Here is a 14,994-nt window from a genome sequence, read left to right as displayed (position 1 = left end):
TATGACGTTTGAGGAGCGACTAGAGGAGTCCCATAAAGCTTGCTCAAAGGTCAGTATTCGCCAACGAGGGGAAAAACTGTCTATTCGAGGCACCTTTCCTCCCAGACCAGGAGATGGAGAACGTTACAAATCGTATGAAATCAGTACTGACAAACCTGCTAATCCGGTTGGACTAAAGATGGCAGCAGCGATCGCTTCAGAGACTGACAATTTACTGATCCGAGATAAGTTTGAGTGGGGGCCTTACCTGAAGGGTAAGCAAAAGCCACCAGAAAGGGTGTGGAAGTGATTGGAGAAATTTGAAGCTCATCACTGGGAGCGTGTCTAAAAAAACTCCCACCACGCTAAATTCCTGGCATAAGGACTACGAATTAAAGTTTAATCATCTTCCAAAGGAGGAACTACTTACTCTAGATTTACTTAAACGGGTAATCTTGGAGCGTACTCGACCAGATATTGCGTGTCCTGGAAATGGGCTTTAAATCGTTATCAACGACACGAGTGGAGGCATCACTTTTGCGGAGCCCCACTTTTTTTGTTGCATTGTCATTTTGTTGCATTGTCATTTTGTTGCATTGTCATATGACGAATGCTAGACGAGCTACGGCTTCTTTTATCCACATTCCTTAGCAAAAGGAATTGAGAAAATTAACCCAGCGTAAATAAAAAATAAATATTCTATTTGCATCAAATAAATGCTCTAAAATCTCCAAACATAATAAAACCTGTACACAAAATATTCCAAAGCTGGGTCTTAAAAATCTTAGGAATGTATAAAAATTCTTATCTCAACGAATGAGTTGTCGTAAGTTCATACTCATCCTAAGTACAAATTTATACCTTCCTGCAAAGCCAATCACTGGGGTGATTGTCCAGTGGGGGTTGATGCTCGATGGAGTATTCATAGAGTTTGAAAATTGAGATTCTACAAAGACAATTGACAGTCTCAGTTGTCTTCAATTCACGCCAGGAATTGTTTAACTAGAGGGATGCAAGATGGCGATCGCAAATCAGGTCATTTACAATAACTTCGTTCAAAGCTTCGGAGCACAAGGCACAACTTACAAGCACACCGCCACAGTGCGTCATAAGGGTGTGGTGATTGCTTTTGCGATGGATCAAGATCGGCAGATATGTTATGCCGTGTTGAATTTGGAAGATCCTGATTCCGAAAGGGCGTTGAATGAATATCTTGATCCCCAAAGCACGTTGGATAAAGATCCTAAGCCCAAAAAGAGATTGGATAAAGACTTTTGGGCGATCGATAAGTCTGGGAAGCCTAAAATTTTAGAGTTTTCTAACGAAATTGCCGAGGTGGGGTTTGGCATTGCCGATCAAACTGCAATGCCTGTCATCCTAAAAGACAGCAAAACAGAACCCCAGTCTGGTCAGCGGGTTTTAAAGGAAAAAAGAGACCCATTTCTCTCGACGACAGCGCGATTGACGGCTGATGCACCGTTTCAGGTGTTGTCGGATAACCAGTATGTGTATGTATTTCGTCAATCGATTGATAGTAGTCATCCAGATCGGGTGTGGAAGCGCGATCGCTCTGGCTCTATTGTCAAAGATGCAAGTGGACAGAATGTTCCTCTAGTCAACTCAACTTTATTAGTCGATCGCTTCATCCTATCGGGCACAACCTTGATGTCCAAGTTGGAGGTGCGGTTTCAACGCAGCCGTAGCAAGAGTCGTCCTCAGAGTCGCAAAGACAGCCTGGGTACAAAAGACTTAGAGGATAACTGGTTTTATGAACCAACCCAGGAATTGCGGTTCATCCGAAATCTCACAGAAGGGCAGTTTGCCGTTACGTTATTGCCGACGCAGGTCGCCGGACTGCAACGCTGGCAGATTTTTGCTCACAATAGTCTGACCCAACAGATCGATGCGTACAATGTGGAACGCTCTAAGGATGGCTTATTCAACACGCAGGGATCGCCCATTTATACCTGTGAAGACCATCCAGAGGTGTACTCTCTGATCTATGGAAAATGCACGCTACCCAGTCTGAGTGATGACTCTCGCAACTGTAACAAACCGTTGGTAGCGATCGCCCAGAAGAGCGGCTGTGCTGAGTCTTGCCTTGGCTTTGAGGCAAACAACTCACGCATTATGCTAGAGCCAAAACTAAAACCCTCTGCAAAATTTACGCTTGAAACCTGGATTCAACCACTAGCCTCCAACACCAGCCAGGGATTCATCACGACTAAAGCTACGCCCGACAAGGATACTCCCTTCTCGGTGTGGGTTGAGCGGGGCACTCGGTTAAAAATTGGCTTAGGAGATGGCACTGGCTGGTTTGAATTTGTCACCCCTGGATTGCTCCAACCAGGAGAGTGGAACCATGTGGCGATCGCCTTTGACGGGAGTAGGGTTGGCTCCTCCTGCCGCATCTATATCAACGGACGATTGCGGTACAAGAGCGCAGATCTCAATGACAAGCGATCGGTCAATACAGCAATTGGCTTTATTGGGGCGGAAAATAATGCCTTTCAGGGCAAGGTAGATGAAATTCGTTTTTGGGATCGGGCATTAACCCCAGAATTTATCCGCGAGAATCGCCATCAACGCCTGACAGGACAGGAACCCGGATTAATCGCCTACTGGCGTTTTGATGAAGCGAGGGGAACCCGTATCTATGACCAGACGGACAATGGCTGCAATGGCACAGTGGCAAATGCTAAGTGGATCACGTCAGATGCGCCAATCGGCGAAGCTCCAGGAATTAGCCGTAATCGGTTTCGTGTAGAGGGGCGATCGATTACCTCCGGTCTTAGTGCCTTGTTGTATTACCAGCAGTTAGATGCCGCTAAATCCGGGACACTTAACCCAGCGGGGAGTGAGGCGGGTGCTGACCCTCACATGCCCTTCAAGCAAAGTGCTCGATTAATGCTGGCATTTGCGACCCAATCCACAGAGGCGACAGCTACGGGTAAACCGGAGATTGCAACCCTTGACTTTGGTGTAGCCGCAACAGGACGCTTGGCTCTGGCTCCAGATGTGCTGTCATTACAACGCACTGAGTCGAAGACAGCAAATTCTCAAGAGGATATCAACACACAACTGGAAGTTATCCAGACGTTGGAAGAGCTAATTCAATCTACGCAACAAGAGATCGTCAACTTAGAAAAAGAAAGGCAAAACTATACACAGGCAATTGAATATGCTGATGCCCTGCCCAAATTTTTGGTTAGGGACAGTGGGCTGATCCATGACCCAACTCCCCTTATTCCCTCAATTAGCGATCCAGCATTAACAGCAAAGCTTGAAGCCCTCCAACTTAAGTGGGTCAACATGCAGCAAGCTGGAAATGAGTATGTTGACCGATACAGACCTTTAGAGAGAGCCGATGTACGCTTCTATGAGCACGCAGAATATACAGGGTCAGGCTACCGTGAGTTTGGTATCCGTCCCACTACCCCCTACAAAGACCTGGGCGATGATTTTGAAAACTCACTTGTATATCCAGAGCAATTTCTTAGCTACAAGGATATCCCCTATGAGATTCTAAAAGCGCATGGCTTCGATGACAAAATCACCTCCTTGAAAACTAGCAATTCACTTAAAGTGATTGGCAAGACAAGAGACGGGCAAGACATCACAGCTAACGTCTTTGAGATCAAGCTATATCAGGATCCAGGCCATAATGGTAGAGAGTTTCCTGGGATCTTTACTGATATTCCAGACCTTACCAGTCACAAATATCAAGTCAGCATCTGGGAACCTCTACACAGTTGGAATGATAAAGTCTCATCTATTCTTTTACAAGAAACAGAAGAGTATGCAGCCTATCGAATTAAGGCAGAACTCGAATACCTAAAGAAGAAAAAACAATTTTTAGCAGCCCAAACAAGGGAATTAGCAAGCCTAAGGGCAAATCTTGATGCTATCAACTCCCCACAAACACAGCTAGACAAACTAAAAGCAGATCTTGCGACCAAAAAAGATGGTCTTAAAGAGGGGGGTCTGGTTGTACCGATGCCATTGATCCATGTTGACCCAATGGGGTTAACAGTGGCAGGGGCAATTCTTGGATTTACCTGGACAAAGAGTGCTCCAGTCTTGTTTGACAGTGCGATGGGCAAGTTGGCGTTGTACTTTCAAGGGTTGGATGATCAGTTTTTTGTTGCCTATTACCGCACGTTGACCCAGCGGGCGAGCTATGCTTTTCCGAGTTTAGATCAGCCTAGCATCACGTTTTATTCCCGCTCGTTAGAGCCAGAATTTGATGATTTGAAAATTGCCATTAGCGGCGACGATCCAACCACCTGTACTATCACCATTACCTTAGATTTACCACAATCCCCCAATTCATCTTCTCAATCTGAAGATGCAAAGACAGAGCAAGCCCTGGTGGAAACCTGGCAGCGAGTGCCTCGTAATCCACAAACACTCGCCAGGGTTTTGAATGGTCAAGCTATCAAGCGAGAATTGCTAGGAGCAGGACGATTAGTGATTCAAGATGGCATTCTTCAATCCCTCATCCTGAAGGAGTTAAGTGATTGGACGATGTCGTCGGCATCAGCTTCCTGGTTGTCACCAAGCTCTAGTAGTAGTCAAAGTAACCCGTCAGGAGTTCAGCAGCGACTATTACGGGCTGGCTCGTTTTTGAGGATTGGAAACACACCACTGTTAGTCAAGCAGGATGTCACACTAACAATCCCTCAAACTGGTAAAGCGGCAATCGTTTCCTTTGCGGTAGAAAGCACCAGCTTGACTCTGTCAGATGAAGAGTTACCGATCTTTATTTTGGAGTATGACTACGCTGCCTATGCCGCCACAACCATCACACCCAGTGATTTAGAAAATGGGTCGATGCTGGTGGCGGTTGTAGCCGAAGCGGGGAACACACAGGCGATCGCCAATGCAACTCGTAGCAATGCAGCGACCCTGGCTTGTCAGTGGGTTGCTGCTGCCCCCGGCAGCACATTAACCTTTGATGGCAAATCTACCCACGCTTTAGCCAAGTCAGACCAACTCAAAAACTTTAGGGTTGAACGTGATCTGACAGTAGAAGCGTGGGTGAGACCGAATCGAATTGGAGAAACGGCAGCCATTCTCTCATCGAGACTAGACTCAACGAGTTACCAGTTTGGTTTGCAAAAGAGGAGCGGGATGTCTGCCTTTCGTGCCGCCGATGCCTCTAGCTTTTTGCCCATTGTTCTAGACGGTGCATTTACGCTGGAATGCTGGTTCTATATTCAGCCTGGAAGGCAATCTATTACAACCTTAAATATCCTCTTTCACGGTATCCAAACCCCGATGGAGAGACTGACAAATAGTTTTGTTGCTGCTTTGCAATGGAATGAAGAGACGGCAGTGGCAGAACTCATTCTCGAAACAACTCCAGGGACGACAACGGCAACTTTGGAGCCTAAAGATAAACGTCCAGGGCTATCAATCAATCGTTGGCATCATTTAGCCGTTACCTTTGATGGCAGAACCTACCGAAGTTATGTCAGTGGTCAACTCTATAGCCAACTTGCTGTTGGAACAGACAGCAGTAATATTCCCAAAACACAATTTACTGGTCTAGGTCCACGGCTAAATACTCCTGCCTACGACAGACTGGCGGCGGGAGTGATTCCCCATTTTTCAAACTACCCACAGCTTTTCTCAGGAGTTATTGATCATGTGCGAATTTGGCGAGGGGCGCGATCGCTGGATACCATCCGAGCGAATATGTTTCTCCGCTTAAATGGCAACGAGGCAGGTTTAGAACTTTACCTCACGTGTGAAGACCGGGTTTTGATTGATCTGTCTCGGTATCAGCGACTTCATAAACCCCTGCTGCCGACCAACATTTTTTCGTCCGTTTTGCCCAGCTACGCGGTCTATTTTGGTATCGATCGCCAATGGGTTCAGACAAAAACGACCCTGCCAGCACGTAACTGGGGGCATATTGCTGCTGTTTTCAATCAATCTTTTGCGGTGCAATTTGATGGGTGGAGTGGCTACCTAAATTGCAAGGACAGCAGTGCAATGCTGAATATCACCACTGATCTGACGTTAGAGGTGTTTTTGCAGATCGATCAATTGGGGAATCAGTACGGCCTGCTGTGCAAAGGAAAGCTGACTGACAGCACGGATCAGGCTGTTCCGTACGCGCTCACAATTCGGACTGACGGAAGATTAGAATTTTCCTATGAAGCCTTTGTTCGCGAAAACACTGAAACGGTCAAGATAGAACACGTCAAGTTCTTATCTTCTACGGCACTTGTTGCGAGTAAGTTTTATCACATTGCAATCACTCGTAAACGAGTGAATGGAAATAATCAATCATCACAAACCAGTTCAGCTCAATCGCTCAACCAGTGGGATGTCATTCAGGTTTATGTTAACAACCAGAAGGATGCGGAACATCGGTATCCTTCAACTGGCAACCGACCCGGAGGTTATCTTGCGGGAGAAGGCATTGGCAGTAGCAATCAACCTCTGACGATGGGGTGTTTGACGACGGGAGATAGGCAAAATAGCTTCTTTCAAGGGGCGATCGCTGAAGTTCGGATTTGGAATGTTGCCCGGACGTTAGAGCAAATTGAGAAAACCCCAGACGGTCGCGAAAAAGGATTGGTGGGTTGGTGGCGATTTGAGGATTACGAAGGCTTTGTGGTCACGGATTCCAAAGGAAATAACCATGCCCAACTCACAGATGGCGTGACATGGATCAAAAACCCCAATCCCCAGGGTTCAACCATAGCCCTGTATCTGAACGGGCTTGCAGTTGAAGTGGAACCCGCCCCTAACATCGCAGCGTTGGCTCCAAGCGAAAATCAGTTCACAATTGGAGCCAGCAATCCAACGGCTCTAACGCAATACTTCCAGGGGGAGTTAGAGGAAGTCCGAGTCTGGCAGGTGGCTCGTACTCCAGAGCAAATTCTCGATAATCTGTTTCAGCGGGTGTTGGGCGATCGCGGACAACTCATTGCCCACTACACCTTTGATGCCGAAACCGTCGATGCCAATGGACGAGGAACCCTCCGAGATCACTCCTTCCGAGAAAATGATTTGACCGTACCAAAAGCATCTTACGTTTATTCCACGGCTCCCATAGGGGACGATATTCCCCTGGCTCGCAATGCCCTGGCTGGGTTCCGAACGATGTTCCACGGTTTGATTCAAAGTGCTCCAGCCGTAACGGAATACGGAGACCTGCAATATGACACCGATGGCAACATGTTTGGCGTCTTAAAACGTTTCTACAGCTTTGTGTATCAGCGGCAATGGTATTTAATTACCGGATTCAAAGTTGGTAATTTGGTGACGCAATGGCTGGGGCAAGTCCAGTTTGATCCGCAGATCAAAGGCTTTATCGAAGGGGCACCCCCCGTGCCCAGCGAAAATCTGACAGACACGGGGTATAACGTCGGTGAGGTAGACGATTACACCGATGCTTCTACCGTAGAACTGGTGGAGGCGAGCGAGAAAACCTACACCTACTCCCTCAACCGAGACCGAGGCTTCGATAACACAGTTGATGTGGCTTTAGATATCTTATTTGGTGCTCCCCAAGAATTTAATGGGGAAATTTATAACCTGTTAGGTGCTCAAGTCGTTAACTTACGGGAATCGATGGATTTATCCGGGTCCCTTGGCATTCGATATAGTCATGAAATAAGTCAATCGTGGCTGGATGAGGCAAGTGTTGAAAGTAGTATCAGTACTCAGCAAACGAGTCAGATGCAGTTGCGGGGTTACTTTGAAAATCCAGGTGAACAAGGTGATGGAATTCAATACGCTATTGGTCGTCGCTTTGTCCCTGAAAACATGGGCATGGCTCTAGTAGAGTCTGAAACTGCTGATATCTTTGCTCTACGGTTAGAACACAACCAGGCATTAGTGAGTTATCAGATACGTCCCAATCCTGACATTCCAAAAGACTGGAATATCATTACCTTTCCCATCAATCCCTTCTACACCAAGCAGGGAACCCTGGATGGCAAAGTGGGGAATGAGCCAGATCAGGACTATCCCAATGCCTTTGCCTATAGCTCAGATAGCAGTTACTTCAAACCCATTGAAGCCTATGCTCTGAAAAAACGCATTAAACGAGAAGAGGAGGAACTACAGGCTTACTATGACCAGTACAACGCTGGAGAAATTGGCACAAAAGATGATGCAGTAACCCGAATGGGTGCCAATAAAAAGCTGAAGGATCAATTGCCCCGGGTCGGCAAGCGCAACTTAGTGAATACCTACGTCTGGACAGCAGACGGTGGCTTGTTTGCGGAAACTCAGGAAACCCTAGATGTCAGACAAGAAGCAACAGGCGGATCGTACAACTTCTTGGGTATGGCGGGTGTTGCTGGGTCGTTACAAGCAGAAATCGCAATTTGGAAATTTCGGTTTGGTATCAGTTTTGAAGCGCAAGCCATGTTTGGGGGGCATTTCAACCTGACAGCGATGAAGGGGTTGGAATCCCAAAATGGCTTTAGCCTAAATGTTTCTCTCGACAAGGTTGAAGGCACGATTTATGAACGCACCGAAGACCGCAATGTTGTCATGGAGAATGGTAAACCCAAAAAGAAAGCAGGCAAAGTAGATGCCTATCGGTTTATGTCTTTCTATTTGGAGCCGCGCTCAGAACATCACGACTTATTTTTCAATCAGGTCGTCGATCAGCGGTGGCTACGACAGAGTAACGACCCGAATGCAAAAGCGTTGCTGCAAGCCGAGCAAGACGTTGAAAAGCCTGCTTGTTGGCGCATCATGCATCGTGTTACCTACGTCAGTCGAGTATTGCCAGAGTTTGATCACGCAGCTCCACTCGAAAAGACGATGAAGTCTCTGGAACTGGAGAGCAACTATGAACTGGTGAAAACTCTCGATCCGTTTATTCGCAACAAGACGAATAATTTTGTGGAGTTTGCGGCAGAGGTGCGGAGGCAGATCGCTCAATACCTACCCGAACTCCAGCCTCACACCCAAGAGATCTTGCAATGGCTTACCCTCTATTACGGTGTGGTGGACGATACGGGCTTATCGGATACGGCTGGAATTGTGGTTGAACTGCCAGAACGGGGGAACAACGCCGCTCCATTCGTTGATGCGGGTTCTGACCTTACTGCTAAAGTGGGTGAAAATGCTACCCTCATGGGGGTTATCCGGGATGATCGCCATTCCTCCGAAGACCTGTTTGTTACCTGGAGCCTCACAGCAAGATCAACCCCAAAATCAAATTTAAGTCTCACAGGAGGAGTCACACCAGAATCAGACTTAATCCTGACAAATCCTCACGCGCTGGTATCAACCGTCCAGTTTGCTCAGAAAGGGTTGTACCGCTTTACTCTGACTGCGAGTGACGGCTATCTTACGGGGGAAGACGAGGTTGTAGTGACCGTCAACCAATCTCCCATTATTGCGGCTGGGGTAGATCAAACCCTGCGCTTTGGCGAGAAGGCAACCCTATCTGGCAAGGTTTTAGATGATGGTTTGGGTGATCCAAGCTCTAGTGAATTGAACATTGAATGGTCGCAGGAGGATGGTCCGGGTGTTGTAACTTTTGATAATCTGCAAGCGTTGACAACAGGAGTCACGTTTAGTGAGCGAGGCCGCTATGAACTGCGATTGACCGTTAACAACGGTTCCTTTGAAGCGAGTGAGACGGTGGTCATGATCGTAGGGATGCGATCGCCCCGCAATCTGCTAGCCCTCTATCTGTTTAATGAAGGCAGTGGCACCCTGGTGCAAGATGTTTCAGGCACTGAACCGGCACTCAATCTTACGATTCAAGCCCCCACCGCTAGCAGATGGAGCCCTGGAAGGCTAAGTTTAACTGCCTCCAACCTGATTACTGCAACGACTCCCACCCAACCCTTGGTAAAAGCTTTCCAGGACACGAACGAAATTACTGTAGAAGCCTGGATTCAGCCCCCTAGTTCCCCACCATCTGGCTTGACGCGGATTGTGACACTTTCAAATGGTGCCAGCGATCGCAACTTTACCGTGGGGCAGACTGGCAACACCTATCAATTTTGCCTGCGTACGACTGACACAAATGACAATGCCAGTACGCAGGTGTTGGCGAGTTCTGCATCCTCCAGCAATTCAGAAGTGCATTTGGTCTGTACTCGCGATGCATCGGGTCAGACGTGGCTCTATCTCAACGGTAGACCTGTTAGTCAACGTCTCATCAGTGGTACCTTCGCTAACTGGCAGGAAACCTTTCTGTTGGCATTGGGCAATGAAGTCAACAATCCTAACGACTCCCACCCGCGTGAATGGCTGGGAACCTTTAATCTAGTAGCCCTTTATAATCGTGCCCTCTCACCCCAAGAGGTCGCCGATCACTATGATTTAGGTGGAAGCCCTCTGGTGTTGCCCGTTGTGGACGTGGGAAGCGATCGCGTCGTCAACCTGGAGAAGAATCAGTCAGAGGCAACCATTATCCTGTCAGCAAGAGTCAGGCACGAGCAATTTTCAGCAGGAACCATCAATACAGAGTGGAAACAGTTAAGTGGCCCGAGCAAAGTTACCTTAAGTACCCCTACCCAACTTGCTACGGCTGTCAGTTTCAAAACCTGTGGCATCTATGAGTTCAAGCTGACCGCCAAACGTCGCCAGTCAGCAAATGAGCAATCTCAGTTAGCCAGCGATAAACTGCGAGTAGTAGTCAATGAGGCACCCAAATTTGTAATCGGGGTGCTGATCAATGGCGAGGATGTACCTTACACTGCAATTCCCCCGTTGAAACTCTCCGATGTCGTGCAAGTCACGGGTCAAGTCCATCATTCTGGTCTAGGAGATTCCACTCAAGAGAGCATCAGTGCTCGGTGGCAAGCAGATTCTTCCAATAGCGACCTCACGATTGTCACTCCGCAGGCAGCAACCACGACCCTCCAATTTGCCGCAGCAGGGTCTTATACGGTGCGCTGGGTAGTGAGTAATGGCTCTGTTGAAACGTCTCAACCCCTCACATTTAAGGTCGATGCACTCCCCACGTTGCATATCCTTGCTCCACAAGTCATCCCTCTGCTAAAACCAACTCTGGTGCAAGTGACATTAAACACTGGCAATGTTTTTAGTGCTAGTGCGAATGAATTCTGGTATCACGCTAGACAACTGCAAGGACCCGCAAACGGAGTCAACCTCAGCCATTTCCCAGCTAATTCCAATCTCACGTTTGAGAAAAGCGGTGTCTATGAAATTGAGGTGACAGCTACAAACGGCTATCTCACCGCAAGTCAGCGGTTTACCGTGCAAGCGAATGCCGCCCCTGTGGTGAGGGCAGGCAGCGATCGCATCATTACCTTATCTCAAACGACCGAGTTAGATGTCATAGGGGGCGATCGCATTGTGAACTTGCCTCAAACCATTATGTTGGATGCCATTGTCAGCGATGATGGATTGCCCAGCGATCCTGGCAGAGTGACGTTGCAGTGGAGCGTGAGCGACCCTGAGAATACAGAGCAGGTAATCTTTACCCCGTCTGATTCTGACTACACGGCAGCCACGTTCTCTGCCAAAGGACGCTATCGCATCCGATTTACCGCCAATGATGGCAATGCCACAGGCAGCGATGAGTTATCTGTGGTGGTGAACACTGCCCCCATTATTGAACTGACAGCACCAAAGATAGTTACTCTACCGACTGATGCAATCTTAGATGGACAGGTCATAGACGATGGTTTAGGCGATCCTGCACTGGGTGCACTAACCTATCGCTGGGAGCAGATGACAGGCCCGGCGATCGCTCAAATCACACCCGATTTGGGAATACCAAGGGCGACTGTCCACTTTACTCAGGGAGGACGGTACAGTTTCCGCCTGACCGTCGATAACGGCTTTGCATCGACCACAGCCACCGTACCAGTGCTGGCAAACGTAGCGCCAGTCGTGACTGTTGGGCTTGATCGGATGGTCAATTTATTCGATACCACCTATCTTGAAGGCGACGTACGGGATGACCTGTTGCCCCAGGAAACCACCGTGGAGTGGACTCAAGTTAACCCAGCCCACTTACCTGTGCGTTTTGGGGATGCGCGATCGCTCACAACGTCTGTCACCTTCCCCGATATCGGCATCTACGTTCTGCGGTTGACAGGTGATGATGGGGCTGCCACTGCTTCTGATGAGCTGACCATCCTGGTTAACAAACCCCCTGTGATTGAAGCCAGTGCTCCACCTTTGATCAACCTTCCAGACTCAGTAACGCTCACAGGCCGAGTGTTAGAAGAAGGACGAGGTGACTTACAGCAAGGCTCTATCACAGTGAACTGGCGACAGATTGGTGGTCCTACCGTATCCACGATCGAATCTGCTGACTCCCTGACCTCTACCGTTACTTTGACCAGCAGTGGAGAGCACATCTTTGAACTCACCGTCAGCAACGGGTTTTTGAGTACCGCAGTTCAAGTTGTTGTGGTTGCTAACGAGGCTCCTGTTGTTGAGGTAGGGGGCGATCGCATCATTACCCTACCCCAAACCGCTGTGCTCCATGCCGTTGTGCAAGATGATGGGCTGCCCAATCCTCCTGGAGAAGTGACGTTGCAGTGGAGCCACATTGGCGGTGAGGATGGGCAGGTACAGTTTGCCCAGTCGAATGCTAACTACACCGAAGCCATCTTCTCGGCAAAAGGGTGGTATCGGATCGCCTTAACCGCCACGGATGGTCACGCTACAAGTCGAGACGAACTCGACATCGTAGTTCACACGGCACCGCTCATTCAGCTCAAGGCTCAACAGCCTCTCGTCACTCTGCCTGCTGAAGCTGTGCTAACAGGAGAGGTCATCGACGACGGTCGAGGTGATGCTGCGATGGGTGATTTAACGTATCACTGGGAGCCAAGCCAGGGATCAGAATCAGCCCTACTCCGCGATACAACAACTGACCCCACGATGCCGACTGCGAGTGTCACCTTTACCCAGGGGGGACGGTACACCTTTCACCTGACTGTCAGCAACGGCTTTGCATCGACCACAGCCACCGTAACGGTATTAGCGAATGAAGCTCCGGTGGTAGCGGCAGGTTCTGACCGGGTAGGAAACCTGTTAGATATCCTTTATCTTCAGGGCAATGTGCGAGACGACCTGCTGCCGCAGGAAACAACGGTGGAATGGACACAAGTCAGTCCAACTCACTTACCCGTGCGCTTTGGGGATGCGCGATCGCCCGAAACCTTCGTCATCTTCCCCGATATTGGCGTTTATGTGCTGCGACTCACAGGTAATGATGGGGCCGCTACTGCCTCTGATGAGTTAACCATCCTCATCAACAAACCTCCTGTGATTGAAGTCAGTGCTCCACCGTTAATCAATCTCCCAAACTCAGTAACCCTTACGGGACGAGTTTTAGAGGAGGGACGAGGCGACCCTCAGCAAGGCTCCATCACAGTGAACTGGAGACAGACCAGCGGCGCAGGCATTGTCACCCTTGAAGATGCCAATTCCCTCACCTCCACGGCGACCTTCCCTGGCAGTGGTGAGTATACTTTTGAATTCACTGTCAGCAATGGATTTTTGAGCACCTCGGCCCAAGTGGTCGTGGTCGCCAATGCCGTTCCTATGGTCAACGCTGGGACTGATCTGCTGGTCAATTTACCCGACACTGCCAAACTCAACGGTACAGTCCAGGATGATGGCCTGCCAACCCCCCCCGGTGCAATTACTGTTATCTGGTCAAAGGTCAGTGGTCCGGGAACTGTCACTTTTGGAACGCAGACCTTAGAGACAACTGCCAGCTTCTCCGAAAGCGGTATTTATACGCTGCGGTTAATAGCTACTGATGGAGCGATCGCCAGCTATGATGACGTCACCGTGATTGCCAACCAACCTCCAGTCGTCAATGCTGGACTGGATCAAAAAGTCAATCGAAGAACGGTTACCCTTTCTGGAACGGTTACGGATGACCAGTTGCCCTCACCCGGAGTAGTGACAACAGAGTGGAGTGTGGTCAGTGGTCCCGGTACGGTCACGTTTAGCCAACCCAATGCCCTGATTACCCAGGCTACTTTCTCTAAAGTGGGCACCTATGTATTGCGGCTAACTGCCAATGATGGGGCAGCGATCGCCCACGATGATGTCACCCTAAATGTCAATTTCCGTGTCACAAATGACCTGATTGCACTCTATACCTTCGAGGAGGGGGACGGTCTGGAAATTCAAGATCGATCGGAGGTGGGAGAACCCATGAATCTGTTTATCGCAGAGGGCGATCGCACCAAGGTTGAATGGTTAAGCACGGGCGGACTATCCGTTTTGCCAACTAATCCGGTCACAGCGGCTGCATCCATTTCGACGAAAGGAGCCGCTACCAAGCTTATTCAAGCCGTTAAAGCCAGTAATCAAATCACAGTGGAGGTATGGTATCGACCTGCAAGCGATCGCCCAATTTATTTGAAAGATACCCCCATCCGTCTCCTATCGATCTCAGCACCCGCTTCCGCTGCCCACAGAAATCGGAACTTTATCCTGCAACAGGGGCAATGGAAAATTGCTCAGGCCAATTTCTACCACACTCGAATCCGAACGCCATCTCGTGAAACCAACGATGAAGAGGGATTGCAAACCCAAGCTGGCACGATTCAACCTCACATTACGACCGAAGGCACAACGGGGTTTAAGCTCAACCATGTGGTTTACACATGGGATGGTAACGGAACAGGTCGCCTGTATGTTGATGGGGTTCTCAAGAAAGAAGAGAAATTTGCAACGCCTAGAAATGGCTGGGGAAATACATTCACAAACTGGGATGACACCTATGCAATGGCGTTAGCCCGTGATCCTTCAGGTAATTGGCCTGGTCGTGGAACATTCCACTTGGTCGCGATCTATAAACGTGCGTTGACAACAGAAGAAGTCATGCAAAACCACAAAGCGTACCTGATCATGTAGTCGCGGTCACCTCGATCAGGGCAGGGTGCGGGGATGGAACCTTGACTGGGAAAAAACTTACACCTCTATGCCCCAGTATGTGTGCGTAAGAAGATCTCTGCAAAGCATGTTGATTTAAGGCCATTTTTAATACCAATTTGAATTGGCTTCGCTGCACAGGATTCC

Annotated in this window: 2 protein-coding genes; both read left to right on the top strand. The window is 48.9% G+C overall.

The window, feature by feature from the left end; translation table 11 throughout:
* Nucleotide 1 precedes the first annotated feature (1 nt).
* Complete coding sequence (locus H6G89_RS04725) at nucleotides 2-289, top strand: hypothetical protein (RefSeq protein WP_190504114.1); 288 nt, start codon at nucleotides 2-4, stop codon at nucleotides 287-289.
* A 707-nt stretch (nucleotides 290-996) separates the two neighbouring features.
* A complete protein-coding gene (locus H6G89_RS04720) occupies nucleotides 997-14,829 on the top strand; it encodes a LamG-like jellyroll fold domain-containing protein (protein ID WP_190504113.1) in 13,833 nt (4,610 codons plus the stop codon).
* Nucleotides 14,830-14,994: the final 165 nt, after the last annotated feature.

It is taken from the genome of Oscillatoria sp. FACHB-1407 (assembly GCF_014697545.1).
GTDB lineage: Bacteria > Cyanobacteriota > Cyanobacteriia > Elainellales > Elainellaceae > FACHB-1407.
Note: the sequence above shows the minus strand (reverse complement) of the source record. Positions and strands in the feature narration are given on the sequence as shown.

Coding starts and splice junctions, on each gene's coding strand:
- H6G89_RS04725 (WP_190504114.1), top strand. CDS start 2: ATGACGTTTGAGGAGCGACTAGAGGAGTCCCATAAAGCTTGCTCAAAG.
- H6G89_RS04720 (WP_190504113.1), top strand. CDS start 997: ATGGCGATCGCAAATCAGGTCATTTACAATAACTTCGTTCAAAGCTTC.